This is a genomic window from Affinundibacterium baiyunense, from assembly GCF_018139645.1.
GTDB classification, from domain to species: domain Bacteria; phylum Pseudomonadota; class Gammaproteobacteria; order Burkholderiales; family Burkholderiaceae_D; genus Undibacterium; species Undibacterium baiyunense.
On record NZ_JAGSPM010000011.1, the window covers coordinates 91,143 to 104,612 of the forward strand.

The following is a 13,470-nucleotide window of genomic DNA, read 5'->3' on the forward strand; positions in this document are numbered from 1 at the left end:
GACACTACCCCATTTGATTTGCGCCATAACTTTGAGATAGTTTGCGACTTGTGCTGGAACTCTTCATTAGGTTGGCGAGGTTTTTCATCCAAGGTTCAGTAATGTCGCGAATCGCGCGATCATCAGCCAAAATTTGTTTGATGATGGTGATTTTTTTTGCCTTTAAATCGCTGGGCAATTCACTTGGCCCTTCAAATTGACGTAAAGTGCTTACTTGATTGCTGCAATCATTTTCTAACTTAGCCAATAATTCCCAATCGTTGGCACGTGCGGCTTCAAGCATTTCAGACGTAATATGAGCAACTTTTTCATACACAGTTAACAGTTCAAAACTATTCATAGTTATGCCTCAAAAAAAGTTGCACGGCGCGGAGCGAGCGGATCAACTTGTGGTAGTGGTGCGTCTTGCTTGATCGTATTTTTTTCTGGTGCAATAGCTTCCCAAGAAGACTTCAAATCGCGCAGCAAATTTTGAACCTCAATTAAACCTTCTGGCTGGTTGTTAATATTGGCTTGGAGCAAACGGCTGCTCATATATTCATATAAGGTATCGAGACTAGTTGCGATTTCGCCGCCTGCTTTTTTGTCCAAACTAGCGCGCAGACCATTTTCGATGATTGCAATTGCTTTGGATATGGAATGACCCTTCGCCGCAATATCTTGATTCTTCATGTGCATCATCGCATTGTTGAGCGCAACAATGGCACCGTCATATAACATGACAATCAACTTGTGCGGACTTGCAGAAATGACGCCGGTTTCAATGCCTACTTTAGCGTAGGCGTTAGCCCCATGTGAATTAGATGTGCCAAACATAGAAATCCTCAATTATTTGGTGTTGGTGCCAGTTAATGCAGAAAGCTGCTGTGTAAGAAAGCTACTTGTATTGTTCAAACCGCTAATGATCGTATCAAGTGCAGTGAATTGTGCGCGGTAGCGCGCCTCGGTATCGATGAGTCGACTATTCAGTGTATCTCGTTGTTTTCCAATATCTTTGATCGTGCGATTGACGCCATCCGTAGAACTAGAAATACTGCCACCACTTCCAACAATTGAAGTGAACAGATTGCTTAGTTGGCTAGCATAGCCTTTGGAAAAGTGGATGGTGCCGCGATCACCAGTGGTACCACCAGTGACTAGGACTTTTAGCCCCTCAGCCGCTGATCCATTTGATCCAGTTAAAAACTGTCCAGAACCAACCGCAGCAACACCATTTAGTGAACCTGTGACGTTGGTCCCGACTGTGCCGCTGGAAATTGTCCCTGTCAGCGCAGAGACACCAGTTCCAGTACCGTTATTAAGCGAAACATTGGATGTGCTTCCATAGCTATTAGAAGTAAGTTTTAAAAATCCACTTCCAGTGATTGCCGCATTAACCTTGATGCCTGCCGCACTAAATGCACTGGTACCGTTAATAGATGTTTGTAATAAGGTAGTCAATTGGCTGGCGGTATAGTTGCCGGCGGCAAGAGAAACTGATGCTGAAGTGCCATCAATAGTGACATTAATGCTGGTGTTTGGATCTATCGTTGTACTAGCTGCATTTAGATTTAAATCGCCAGTCAAACTTCCTTGCGTCGCTAGTGCGGTTACATTCAGTGCATAATTACCTTGTGCAGTTGCACTCGTAGAGCTACTATAACTTACCAAGCTATCCGTCGCTTTACCAATCGTAGCAAATAGTCCGCTGATGTCTTTGAAATTGTTGTTGAGTGCAGTTTGTAGCTTAGTCGAATCAACACTTAATGTTCCATCTTTTTGAAAGCTAATTCCAATCGAGGAGAGCGTTGTTATATTTCCACCTAGGCCATTTACAGCCGATGACAGCGCATTTCTCACCTGACTTTGTGCTCCGCGTGCAGCGGCATCACCAGTCAAAACACCACCTTTTTTGGTCGAAGCGTCAAAACCTGTTAATGACTTAAACGTGGCTTGCAAATCATTGTATGCTTTGACAAAGCCATTGATCGAGTTCTGTACACCAGAGGTGTTATTGCTCAATGCTAGTGTGGTACTACCAGTTTTTGATAGCGTGATTGCAGCGCCTTGAACTGCGTCGTTGACCGTATTTGAAGCGCTGGTAATATCAATGCCGTTAATTGATAACGTGGCGTTTTGCCCAGTTGTCGTTTCTTTTAAATTCTGTGTGCCTTCAGGGTCATAACTGAGAAGCGACTGCAATGCGGCGTCACCACTCACATCGATTTTTAGACTTGATGTGGCACCAGTTTTATTAGAGCTGAGAACCAAGTGGTATGGAGTAGCAGAGCCGTCGCCAACAATGGAAGCCGTGACGCCTTTTCCTGCAGCATTAATCGCATCGCGAATGCCTTGTAATGAGTTATTAGTACTGTCAATCGTGACAGTACCAATTGCTTGATTCGCATCTTGAGTAAAATCAGCACCACTGTAAATACCGTTTGTTAAGGTTCCACCACTAATAGTTCCAAACTGAAAAGTAATCGTCGTGGTCGCCCCGGTTCCAATGGTGTCTGTGGTGCTTACTTGCCCGGCGCTTGAAATGGTTTGTGCTTTCGCTAATTGCGTAACATTAATGTTGTAGTTGCCGGCAGTCGCGACACTGGTGGTTGTTGCATTTAATATGCTTGCGTCACCTACGTTGGCACTTAAGTTTTGAAATGTCGAAGTACTGCTGAGTCCAACGAAGGCACTTTGAAATGTGCTGAGCGCACCATTTAATGAGCCATATGCAGTGAGTTTAGCAAGATAGCTAGCTTCTTTTTTTGCGAGGGAAGTTAACGGTTGGCTCTCTACCTGCATCAGTTTGCTGATCAGGCTGTTGACATCTAAATTAGAGCCTACCCCAGTTGATTGAATGGCCACAACGTTCCCCTTTTGTAAGTATCGTTACTGTACAAGTTTAACGGCAAAAGCAAATCAGACTTTAGAGGGGCATTTCCCTTTCTATTTTCATCTTGCAATAATTTTGACTTGTGAATTGCATAAAATAGAAAGTCTTCGTATTAGTGAGCATCTAATAGAGTCAGGTGCTTAGAAAGACTAAGCTTCTTGCTTAATTAGTAGACCTTGTAATTTGTCCAATGATTTGGCGATTTCTAGCGCCTCAACGGACGGTATTTGTCGTAACACTTCTTTTGTTTGTTGATCAATGACTTTCACAACTACTTCCTCAGCGTCAGAATCGACACTAAATTCTAAGTTTTGTGATGAGCTTTGAACCATTTTATTGATTTCACTAACAGCTTTGTTCACTTCGCTTAAGGATGGGGATTTCTCCGCTTGAGTAACAGCAGTAGTCGTTTGCGCATTGGTCGCGTTTTGAATATTCGCGACAGCGGGTGAGGAAGGGGGGAGTTTTTCTGCGATCAGTGATCCAGACGGCGAACTTCTGCCTATCGATTGAATGTCCATGATCTTTCCTTTAAGTAAAATTCCCCTGACCAAAAAATTTGGGCAGGGGACAATCTACATCAGAGAATAATGTGATGAACTACATTATTGTTTAACCTCTTAACAGAGCCAACACGCCTTGTGGTAACGCGTTTGCCTGTGCCAAGATCGCTGTACCTGCTTGTTGTAATACCTGACCACGTGTCAATGTTGCAGTTTCTTGCGCGAAGTCTGCGTCACGGATACGGCTACGTGATGCTGACAAGTTTTCAGAGTTCGTTTGCAAGCTAGCAACTGCGGATGAGAAGCGGTTTTGGTACGCACCTAAAGACGCACGAGAGCTGTTAATCGACTGCAGCGCAGCATCGATGGTGGTTAAAGCAGCTGTCGCCCCCGCCGCTGTACCTAAATTCAGAGAGGATACACCAGCTCCAACTGTGGTCGTTGCGGACGTGAAACCACCTGTCAAGTTTGCAGCTGTTAAACCTGTACCAGTACCGTTTGCTAATGTGATGCCAGCGGAACTAGAAGAACTCAAGCTCAAGGTTGATGTTGAGATGTCTGTTGCGCCAGTAGAAGACACCGTGATTCCTGTATTTGCCGCCGCAGCTGCAGCATTGGTGCTCGCTGTAACTGTAATATTGCGTCCGTCAGCCGCAGCCAAAGCGACAGCACCAGTTGTTGTATTGAATGTTGCTGTAACGCCAGTTTGAGTCGAAATTGCATTAACCGCTGCCGCAACTTGTGCACCACGTTGTGCACCAGATGTTGAAGCTGAGAGTGCGCCGAGATTTACGCCGTTAATGGTAATGTCGCCAGATGCAATCGCTGTAGCAGAGGTAGATGCCGTACCAGCAACTGTTGTTGAACCAACTGTTGCAGTTACGCCAGTGCTGCCACTGATTGCGTTGATCGCAGCTGCTTTTGCGATACCACTGCCTGTTGCATTCGAGAATGAAACACCGTCGGAAGCTGAAGCACCAACTTGGAAGCCGTTGATTGACAAGTCGCCAGCTGCCAAAGCAGTCGTAGTAACCGCGCCTGCGCCGGCAACAGTCGTGGAGTAGCTAGAAGATGCACCAACACCCAATGCTGAAGATTTAGCGCTAGCGATCGAAGTAATACTAATTTGATCGTTAGCTGTACCGTTTGCGCCAACTTGGAAAGTTTGAGCAGCAAAAGAGCCATCCAACAAATTAACACCGTTGAAGTTTGTGTTGCTTGCAACACGGTTGATTTCAGAAATCAACTGAGAAGCTTCGTTATTCAAAGCAGCGCGGTCTGTTACGCTGTTTGATGCATTTGCAGATTGAACTGCCAAGTCACGAATACGTTGCAAGTTAGCACCGATTTGGCTCAATGCGCCCTCAGCTGTTTGTGCTAAAGAGATACCGTCGTTAGCGTTACGTGCAGCTTGATTCAAGCCGCCGATTTGTGAAGTCATACGTTCAGAAATCGCCAAACCTGCAGCATCGTCTTTCGCGCTATTAATACGTAAGCCAGAAGACAAACGTTGCAAGGATGTGTTCAATGAACTTTGGGATGTCGATAAATTACGTTGTGCATTTAAAGACGCGATGTTGGTATTGATATATGAAGCCATGATGGTTCTCCTAACTTGGTTAATTCAACTCGACGTTTAGCTTGAACTTCGGTCTGTCTTATTGACCATTGCACCGTCGTTGAATCAGGTAACGGGCGGCATTTTAAAAAATTGAGGAAATTGCTCAAAATAAATATTATTTTTTGTGCTTAAGTTTTTTGGCTTTTTCCGTTAGACGGCAGCTTTTTAAAATACTTAAGGGTTAATTTGAAGAAGATTTACACTTCTTTTTAGGCAATTTGGTGTGAGAGCTAGTTTGTAAAATACTAAAGATTGCCAATTTTTCTGCTTTGCATTAAATTTTTTATCATGATTTGTTGTTCATTAATGGTCATGAATTGTAGAACTTGGCATTAGCTGGTAAAACAGAACTGTCTTTACACGAAAGAGAATGCGATGAGTAAATCGGGGTTCGATATAAAAGCAACAATGCGTGAAGCGCAGGCATTAGTTAAGGCTGGCAAACTTGCCGAGGCGATTGCTTCCGCTTCAAGAGTAATTCAACGCTTTCCCTTACATGAAGAAGCGCATTTATTGTTGGCAAAAATTTATTTTCATCTAGATCAAGATGAAAATGCGATCGAACATTTGCAGAAAGCATTTTCGATTTCGCATAAAACTGTAATTGATTCAAAAGCCTATTACACCATTCTAAATCGCTTTGTATCCCGTAAGTCGTACGCTTTACTGGAGCAAGCCAGTCGCTGGTTGGTTAACTTGCGCCCCAAGGATGGTATCGCTTGGGACTATTTATCGATCGCTTGTCTTGAGCAACAGAAGTATGAAGATGCGCACGAGGCCGCATTGCGTGCATCCAAAATTTTACCGAACAATCCGCATGTACTGAATAATTTAGCTTGCGCATTAACTTCATTAGAGCGTTGCTCAGAATCGTTAGAAGTTTTGAAGCGCACGGTAGAACTTGCGCCGGAGATGGCGACTGCTTATAACAATTTAGGCAATGCACATCGTTTCCTGGGAAATTATGAAGAGGCGATTGAGAGCTTTTCGAGAGCGATTCAGTTAGCACCTGAGATGGCGTATCTCTATAACAATTTAGGTTTAACTTATCGATCTCTTGATCGCTGCCAATCAGCAATCGAGGTTTACCATCAAGCGCTACAAATTCAACCTGATTTATACCAAGTGTATCCAAATCTGATTGAGGCTTATCGCCATGGTGGTCAGATTCAGCAAGCGATTGATTGTAGCCGTAGTGCGCTACAGCTGACCGATCAAATTCCTGAAATTTGGGCAGCCTACGGTGATGCCCTAAGGGATGGTGGATACTTGGATGCAGCGATTGAGGCTTATATTCAAGCTGTCTCTTTCAGAAAAGACGATCATTCAAGTTTTAATCGAAAAGTTTACACAAATATCTTGTTCTGCTTGAATTACCATCCAGACTTGTCTGCAGAAGTAATTTTTAACGCTTATCGAGAATTTGATCAGCGATTCGCGGTGCAACTTCGGGATCGGTGGTTACCGTTTGATAATGAAAAAGTGCCTGGACGACGCTTAAGAGTAGGTTATGTATGCCAATCCTTTTATAACCAGGTTTGTAAGTACTTCTTGATTCCATTACTAGAAAAACATGATCGGACGCAAGTCGAGATTTTTGCTTACGCACAAATCCCATTTGAAGACGAGGTGACAGAGCATTATAAGAAGATCGTCGATCACTGGATTCCTATTCGCGGAATGACGGATGATCAGGCAGTTGCGCAAATTCGTGCCGATAAAATTGATATTTTGATCGACGTTTCTGGACATACGAATTCGAATCGATTGATGATTTTTGCACAAAAGCCAGCACCAGTATCATTACATTGGCTTGAATATGGCTATACGACAGGTTTAAGTGCTGTGGATTATTTCATGACAGATAGTCCAAGCGTAACAGGTGATTGTGATCATTTGTTCTCAGAGAAGATTTGGCGATTAGACGGACCAGCTTATGTTTATCGACCCGACATACGATTGGCGATATTGAACGAATCGCCAGCGAGTCAGACTGGTATCGTTACTTTTGGTAGCCTGTCACGCACCACAAGGATTAATCATCGTGTGGTAAGAATTTGGGCTGCGATCCTCGACGCGATGCCAAATTCTCGACTGGTAATTAATAGTGGTGACTTTAAAGACCCCTTAGTTCAAGAAGAGATGGCGGGGCGATTTATGCGTTACGGAATTGAACGCTCGCGCTTGGATATCGGATTTAGCTCACCATCTTGGGAAGTCTTGAAGCGTATCGATATCGGTTTGGACTGTTTTCCGCATAACTCTGGAACAACTTTGCTAGAGACTCTGTATATGGGCATTCCTTTTGTAACATTGCAAGATAGACCGCCCGTGGGGCGCATTGGTTCTAGTGTATTAATGGGAATGGGGCGTCCGGAATGGATAGCGACAAGCGAAGAGGAATATGCGCAAAAGGCGATTATTCTTGCCCACGATATCGAGGGATTAGTGCATATGCGCAAAACGATGCGACAAGAAATGGAAGCATCGATGTTAATGAACGAAGATGCTTTTGCGAGATCCGTTGAAAAGGCATATCGTCAAATGTGGCAAATCTATTGTGAGAAGGGTTCAGCATGAAAGCAGTGATCTTGGCAGGTGGATTAGGCACGCGGATTTCTGAAGAGACGCATCTAAAGCCAAAACCAATGATTGATATTGGTGGCCACCCTATCCTTTGGCACATTATGAAAACCTACTCCGCGCATGGGGTCAACGATTTTGTGATTTGTTGTGGTTACAAGGGCTATCTAATTAAAGAGTATTTTGCGAATTATTTTTTGCATATGTCGGACGTTACTTTTGACATGAAAACCAATCAAGTTGAAGTACATGAGCATCATGCAGAGCCTTGGCGCGTGACGTTGGTTGATACGGGCGAAGACACGATGACGGGCGGTCGATTAAAACGTGTTGCACAGTATCTAAAAGACGAAGAGGCATTTTGTTTCACATATGGCGATGGTTTGTCTGACGTTAACATTACAGAACAATTGGCATTTCATCGGCAACATGGAAAATTGGCGACAGTGACTGCAGTCTTGCCCCCTGGTCGTTTTGGTGCGCTTGAGCGTGATGGCGATTTTGTTAAAGGCTTTGTCGAAAAGCCGCGCGGCGATGGTGGTTGGATTAATGGTGGTTTTTTCGTGTTATCGCCGAAGGTAATCGATTTGATTGCAGCAGATTCGACAAGTTGGGAATCCGAACCATTGGCCAGTTTGGCGCAAAGTCAGGAATTAATGGCATTTGAACACTCAGGTTTTTGGCAGCCGATGGATACCTTGCGCGAAAAAAATATGTTGGAAGATTTATGGCAAAGCGGGAGAGCACCGTGGAAATGTTGGTGAACTCTATTGGTATGAATCCCGATCCAGATTTCTGGCGCGGACGACGTGTGGCATTAACTGGGCATACCGGCTTTAAAGGAAGCTGGATGGCTTTATTGCTCACGCGATTAGGTGCTCAGGTTTATGGTTATGCATTGGCTCCTAGCACGCAGCCAAATTTGTATACAACTGCGCAAGTTGAAACGCATATCGATAGTCAAATAGGTGATATTCGCGATGCGCACACTTTAAGTGCGTGGTTGGCAAGAGCAAATCCAGAGATTGTTTTTCACTTTGCAGCACAAGCTTTAGTTAAGCAGAGTTATCTCGATCCTGTAGCCACCACGACCAGCAATTTTGTCGGCACTTTGAATTTGCTAGAGGCCGCTCGAACACAAGCCTCAATTCGCGCTATGGTGATCGTGACCACGGATAAAGTGTATAAAAATAATGAGAGTGGACAGGCATACCAAGAGCATGATGCTTTAGGTGGTCATGATCCATACAGCGCCAGTAAAGCAGCTTGTGAAATTTTAGTAAGTAGTTATAAACAATGTTTTCTGCAGCATATCGATGTTGCGACAGCAAGAGCCGGCAATGTTATTGGTGGTGGCGACTGGGCTGCTGATCGACTAATACCCGATGCGGTACGCGCTTGGTCGCAGCATCAGGAATTGGATATCCGCCGTCCCGATGCGATTCGACCGTGGCAACATGTGTTAGAACCACTAGGTGCGTATTTGATATTGGCACAAAAATTGGTACAAAACTGTAACGCTGGAACTGAATTGAGTAATGCCTACAACTTTGGTCCAGACATTATTGATGCGGTAACTGTGCGTGAGGTTATAGAACAAGCGCAGCGAAGCTTTGGTTCAGGGACGGTCAAATTTGCAGAACATATCGCAGGCCCGCATGAGGCTGGGTTATTACACTTAGATAATGGCTTAGCGAAAAAGCAGTTAGGGGTTTATCCACGTTGGCATTTGAAAGAAGCTGTTCAACGTAGCATGGATTGGTACAAATCCTATTTGCACGGAGCTAGTGCAGCTACACTATGTGCAGCTGATATGGATGCCTATTTGTTTGGTGAAAGTTGAGAAGAAACGCGCTGCAAGTTAAAGTGAACATGGATTTAGGGGCCTAATGTGAGCGGACAAAATGGGTTAGTTGCTAAGCCGACTGCGATTTCTGGGCTCTATGTGGTAGAGCGCATCAAACGTGGGGATCAGCGTGGTTTTTTTGAGCGGATTTTCTGTGCAGATACGATGCAAACACTTGGATGGGAGGGGCCAATTGCTCAGATCAACCATAGCTTTACAGCGCAGCAAGGAACAGTGCGAGGTTTGCATTATCAGTTGACACCTTATGCGGAGAGCAAACTTGTGTCATGTTTCGCAGGTGCAGTTTGGGATGTGGTGGTTGATGTCCGACATGGTTCGTCCAGCTTTCTTCAGCATGTCGCGATAGAGCTTTCTGCCCAAAATCAAACAAGCTTGTTAATTCCACCAGGCTGTGCACATGGTTTTCAAACTTTAACTGACAAGGTCGATATGTTTTACTGCCATAGTGCGAAATATGCCCCGGATTATGAAGCCGGATTGAACGCCTTTGATACTCGACTCGGCTTGACCTGGCCTTTGTCCGTGACGCAAAGGTCGGAGCGCGACAATGGGTTCGCTTTTATGACAGAGAATTTTGAAGGAGTCAAACTGTGAAATGCCGTCATTGCTCGAGCCAGCTTGATTTCGTTTGTCTTGATCTAGCTACTGCGCCGCCATCAAATTCGTATTTAAGCAAAGCGCAGTTGTCGCTGCCTGAATCTTATTTTCCATTGAAATTGCTGTTGTGCCGATCCTGTTATTTGGTACAAACCGAGGATTTTTCTCAGCGTGAGTCTTTGTTCACCGAAGACTATGCTTATTTCAGTTCTTATTCGAGCTCTTGGTTAGCCCATGCAAAGCATTATGTGCAAACGATGCAGCAACGCTTTAGTTTGAATTCGAAAAGCTTGGTGGTGGAAGTAGCTGCTAATGATGGTTACCTTCTGCAGTATGTACAAGCCGTCGGTATTCCTTGCTACGGTATTGAGCCTACTCGCAGCACTGCTGCGGCGGCTAAACAACGTGGAATAGATATCATTGAAGAATTTTTTGGAGAGTCGCTTGCTGCTCAATTAAGTTTAGAGGGCAGACAGGCAGATTTGATTGCTGCAAATAATGTGCTGGCGCATGTGCCTGATATCAATGACTTTGTTCGTGGGTTTGCGAAATTGTTGAAGCCAACTGGTGTAGCGACCTTTGAGTTTCCTCATCTGTTGAATATGGTCAATCTCAATCAATTTGATACGGCATACCATGAGCATTATTCATATTTATCTTTAACAGCGGTTAAAAAAATATTTGAAGCAAATGGTTTGTATATATTTGATGTCGAATTCTTGCCTACTCACGGCGGTAGTCTACGTGTTTTTGCTCAAGCAGGCTCAGATCATCTAGTCTCAGATCGTGTTAAGGAATGTCTTCAGCAAGAAGAAGCTGCTGGAATGTTAGGTGATGCATTTTATTTACGATTGCAGAATAATGCCGATCGCGCTAAATATGCTTTGCTGGAGCAGTTAATTCAATTTAAGCGTGAGGGATTACTGGTTGCTGCCTATGGGGCTGCCGCAAAGGGCAACACCTTGTTAAATTTTGCGGGAATACGTAGTGATTTAATTGAATACGTAGTTGATAAAAATCCGCAAAAACAAGGGAAGTATTTGCCAGGCAGTCGTATACCGATTGTTGATATCGATTATTTACGGCAGCATCGTCCCGATCGAGTCATTATTTTTCCGTGGAATTTAGAACAAGAAATCACGCAAGAATTATCATTTGTAAGAGAGTGGGGCGCACAATTTGTTATCGCGATTCCACAACTGCGAATTTTTTGATTGAGATTAAGGGGCATCACTTTGATTGAGATTCATCCGCAAGCGAAAATTTCAAAATTCGCCGATATCGAAGATTCCACCCGCGGTACGCGCATTGTGATTGGAGCGTATTCGAGTATCGACAGCTTTGTCAAAGTGAAACCCGCTGGTGGTACAGGCGATGTAGTCATCGGTGAAAGAACGGTGATTAACTCGGGTTGTGTTCTCTACACCGGAAATGGAATAAGTATTGGCAACGACGTTGCTATCGCAGCAAACTGTACCTTTGCGCCAGTCAATCATGCGTATAAAGATAAATCTCGCAAAATCAACCAGCAAGGATTTTTACCTAGTCGCGGTGGCATCGTGATTGAGGATGATGTGTGGATAGGCGCAAACGTCATCATTTTGGATGGTGCAATTTTGCGTACTGGCTGCGTGATTGGCGCTGGCTCGTTAGTGAGAGGAGAAATCCCTGCTTATTCGATACAAGCAGGGAATCCTCTGCGACACTTAGGATGGCGTGAATGACGAAGGATTTGCATGCAACGCTGATTGGTGCGCGTGGATTTGTTGGTAGCCACTTGCTTGCGCATCTGCGTAGTATTGGCTGGACTTGTGAAGTAATTGCGCGAGATGCACAACCGCAGGCTAATCGTGCTTACGGACATCTATTTTATTGCGCAGGATTAACTGCAGATTTTCGACAACGACCATTCGATACGGTTGAAGCGCACGTCAGTTATTTGTCGAGGTGGTTGCAAATTGCGCAGTTTGATTCACTGACTTATTTGTCGAGCACACGTGTCTATGCGAATGCGTCTTCAACCGCTGAGACTGGGGCGCTTATAGTCAATCCTGAAATTGCGGGTGATCTGTATAACTTATCCAAATTGATGGGTGAAAGCTTGTGTTTGCAAAGTGGTCGCTCAGTGAAGGTTGTGCGGCTTTCGAATGTCTATGGGGAGCAAATGCCGCCGCAGAATTTTTTGGCAGAGATTTTGAGCGCAGCGGCGCGTTTTAAATCTGTGCAGTTTGTTAGCGCGCCAGAATCGGAGAAAGATTTTGTCTCAGTGAGGGACGTCGTGTTGGCACTACCACAGATTGCATTGCACGATGCGACGGGTATTTTTAATTTAGCTTCCGGGCGAAATGTTTCGAATCGAATGATTGCCGATTTTTTGACAAGTGCTGGCGTAATTTGCGAGTTTCAAGCGAATGCGCCTGCAATAAAATTTCCGCGTATAGAGACAAAAAAAGTAGAATCCATAGTTGGTTTTAGAACGCATGATTTGGTGCAGGATTTGCCAAGTCTTCTTCAATATTACGGCGAGGCGATATGAATCCGATACAGCAGTTTGAGAAAGAGCGAGAAGCACGCATTGAAGCACTAGCAAGTGATGTTGAGTTTCAAAAACAATCGAGAGATTGGCTAGAACAAAGCATGCGTCGCCAGTATGTCTATAATTTTTCTTGGTTAGGCCGTCCTATTATTCAAAATCCCATTGATATGGTTGCGATGCAAGAATTGATTTGGACAGTGCAACCTGATGTGATTATCGAGACTGGTATCGCGCACGGCGGCTCAATTATTTACTCAGCTTCGTTATTAGAATTAAATGCTACTTGCGGTGGTAACCCGAATGCTTTTGTCATTGGCGTTGATATTGATATTCGAGAACATAATCGTGAAGCGATCTTGCAGCATCCGATGTCCAAGCGGATCAAAATGCTACAAGGTTCAAGCGTAGCACCCGAGATTGTTCGTCAAGTTGAAGAACTGGTCGCAGATAAAAAGAAAGTATTGGTATTCTTGGATTCGAATCACACGCATGAGCATGTGTTGGCTGAGCTAAACGCTTATGCTAGATTGGTTAGCAAGGATAGCTATTGCGTGGTATTTGATACATTTGTGGAAGATGTTCCTGCAGATGTTTTTGATAATCGTCCTTGGAGTCCTGGCAATAGCCCTAAGACAGCAGTACATACTTATCTTGAATCGCATAATGAATTTGTGATTGATAAAAGTATGCATCACAAGTTGCAGATCACTGTCGCACCGGATGGTTTTTTGAAGCGCATTGCTTAAGCCGAGTAGAGCTGGCGTTACTTAACAACGTGTAAAAATGTCGTGATACTGACTACTGATTAGTGAGATTTTTCTGATGCTAGATTTCCATGAACTTGGGAATCTAGCATTTTGACTTTATCAGGTATAGAAAAAATCTTGGTAA

Annotated in this window: 13 protein-coding genes; 8 read left to right on the forward strand and 5 right to left on the reverse strand. The window is 44.2% G+C overall.

Annotation, left to right across the window (positions count from 1 at the left end; translation table 11 throughout):
• Positions 1–4: 4 nt before the first annotated feature.
• The 5 genes from KDM92_RS15920 to KDM92_RS15940 all read right to left on the reverse strand — a co-directional run bounded on the left by KDM92_RS15920 (position 5) and on the right by KDM92_RS15940 (position 4,975).
• On the reverse strand, positions 5–340 hold the full coding sequence (locus KDM92_RS15920; RefSeq protein WP_189346671.1) for a flagellar protein FliT: 336 nt from the start codon (positions 338–340) through the stop codon (positions 5–7).
• 2 nt (positions 341–342) lie between these two features.
• On the reverse strand, positions 343–816 hold the full coding sequence (gene fliS / locus KDM92_RS15925; RefSeq protein WP_212685415.1) for a flagellar export chaperone FliS: 474 nt from the start codon (positions 814–816) through the stop codon (positions 343–345).
• 12 nt (positions 817–828) lie between these two features.
• Positions 829–2,844 carry a flagellar filament capping protein FliD gene (fliD, locus tag KDM92_RS15930; protein ID WP_212685416.1) on the reverse strand — a complete coding sequence of 672 codons (2,016 nt, stop codon included), beginning with the start codon at positions 2,842–2,844 and terminating at the stop codon, positions 829–831.
• Positions 2,845–3,021: 177 nt separating this feature from the next.
• Positions 3,022–3,393 carry a flagellar protein FlaG gene (locus KDM92_RS15935; protein WP_212685417.1) on the reverse strand — a complete coding sequence of 124 codons (372 nt, stop codon included), beginning with the start codon at positions 3,391–3,393 and terminating at the stop codon, positions 3,022–3,024.
• A gap of 91 nt (positions 3,394–3,484) precedes the next feature.
• Positions 3,485–4,975 (reverse strand): flagellin N-terminal helical domain-containing protein, encoded by a 1,491-nt coding sequence (locus KDM92_RS15940; RefSeq protein WP_212685418.1) that lies wholly within the window; start codon positions 4,973–4,975, stop codon positions 3,485–3,487.
• A 396-nt stretch (positions 4,976–5,371) separates the two neighbouring features.
• On the opposite strand from KDM92_RS15940, the gene KDM92_RS15945 reads away from it, so the two are divergent.
• Genes KDM92_RS15945 through KDM92_RS15980 form a run of 8 tightly spaced genes read left to right on the forward strand, consistent with a single transcriptional unit; the run spans position 5,372 to position 13,325 of the window.
• Positions 5,372–7,576 (forward strand): tetratricopeptide repeat protein, encoded by a 2,205-nt coding sequence (locus tag KDM92_RS15945; RefSeq protein WP_212685419.1) that lies wholly within the window; start codon positions 5,372–5,374, stop codon positions 7,574–7,576.
• On the forward strand, positions 7,573–8,343 hold the full coding sequence (rfbF, locus tag KDM92_RS15950; RefSeq protein ID WP_212685420.1) for a glucose-1-phosphate cytidylyltransferase: 771 nt from the start codon (positions 7,573–7,575) through the stop codon (positions 8,341–8,343). Before KDM92_RS15945 ends, rfbF begins: the two co-directional genes overlap by 4 nt.
• On the forward strand, positions 8,307–9,422 hold the full coding sequence (gene rfbG / locus KDM92_RS15955) for a CDP-glucose 4,6-dehydratase (protein WP_230408383.1): 1,116 nt from the start codon (positions 8,307–8,309) through the stop codon (positions 9,420–9,422). Before rfbF ends, rfbG begins: the two co-directional genes overlap by 37 nt.
• 48 nt (positions 9,423–9,470) lie before the next feature.
• Entirely contained in the window at positions 9,471–10,040 is a 570-nt protein-coding gene (locus KDM92_RS15960; RefSeq protein ID WP_212685421.1) for a dTDP-4-dehydrorhamnose 3,5-epimerase family protein, read from the forward strand.
• A complete protein-coding gene (locus KDM92_RS15965; protein WP_212685422.1) occupies positions 10,037–11,257 on the forward strand; it encodes a methyltransferase domain-containing protein in 1,221 nt (406 codons plus the stop codon). Before KDM92_RS15960 ends, KDM92_RS15965 begins: the two co-directional genes overlap by 4 nt.
• Positions 11,258–11,278: 21 nt before the next feature.
• The gene (locus KDM92_RS15970) at positions 11,279–11,767 is read left to right on the forward strand and encodes an acyltransferase (RefSeq protein WP_212685423.1); all 489 of its coding nucleotides are present in this window, start codon (positions 11,279–11,281) and stop codon (positions 11,765–11,767) included.
• Complete coding sequence (locus KDM92_RS15975) at positions 11,764–12,579, forward strand: NAD-dependent epimerase/dehydratase family protein (protein WP_212685424.1); 816 nt, start codon at positions 11,764–11,766, stop codon at positions 12,577–12,579. The genes KDM92_RS15970 and KDM92_RS15975 overlap by 4 nt, the downstream gene beginning before the upstream one ends.
• The gene (locus tag KDM92_RS15980) at positions 12,576–13,325 is read left to right on the forward strand and encodes a cephalosporin hydroxylase family protein (RefSeq protein ID WP_212685425.1); all 750 of its coding nucleotides are present in this window, start codon (positions 12,576–12,578) and stop codon (positions 13,323–13,325) included. The genes KDM92_RS15975 and KDM92_RS15980 overlap by 4 nt, the downstream gene beginning before the upstream one ends.
• The last annotated feature ends 145 nt before the right edge of the window (positions 13,326–13,470 follow it).

Excerpts from the sequence above, each read along its gene's own strand:
- rfbG (WP_230408383.1), top strand. The coding sequence starts at position 8,307 with ATGGCAAAGCGGGAGAGCACCGTGGAAATGTTGGTGAACTCTATTGGT.
- rfbF (WP_212685420.1), top strand. The coding sequence starts at position 7,573 with ATGAAAGCAGTGATCTTGGCAGGTGGATTAGGCACGCGGATTTCTGAA.
- KDM92_RS15920 (WP_189346671.1), bottom strand. The coding sequence starts at position 340 with ATGAATAGTTTTGAACTGTTAACTGTGTATGAAAAAGTTGCTCATATT.
- KDM92_RS15940 (WP_212685418.1), bottom strand. The coding sequence starts at position 4,975 with ATGGCTTCATATATCAATACCAACATCGCGTCTTTAAATGCACAACGT.
- KDM92_RS15935 (WP_212685417.1), bottom strand. The coding sequence starts at position 3,393 with ATGGACATTCAATCGATAGGCAGAAGTTCGCCGTCTGGATCACTGATC.
- KDM92_RS15980 (WP_212685425.1), top strand. The coding sequence starts at position 12,576 with ATGAATCCGATACAGCAGTTTGAGAAAGAGCGAGAAGCACGCATTGAA.
- fliS (WP_212685415.1), bottom strand. The coding sequence starts at position 816 with ATGTTTGGCACATCTAATTCACATGGGGCTAACGCCTACGCTAAAGTA.
- KDM92_RS15945 (WP_212685419.1), top strand. The coding sequence starts at position 5,372 with ATGAGTAAATCGGGGTTCGATATAAAAGCAACAATGCGTGAAGCGCAG.
- KDM92_RS15975 (WP_212685424.1), top strand. The coding sequence starts at position 11,764 with ATGACGAAGGATTTGCATGCAACGCTGATTGGTGCGCGTGGATTTGTT.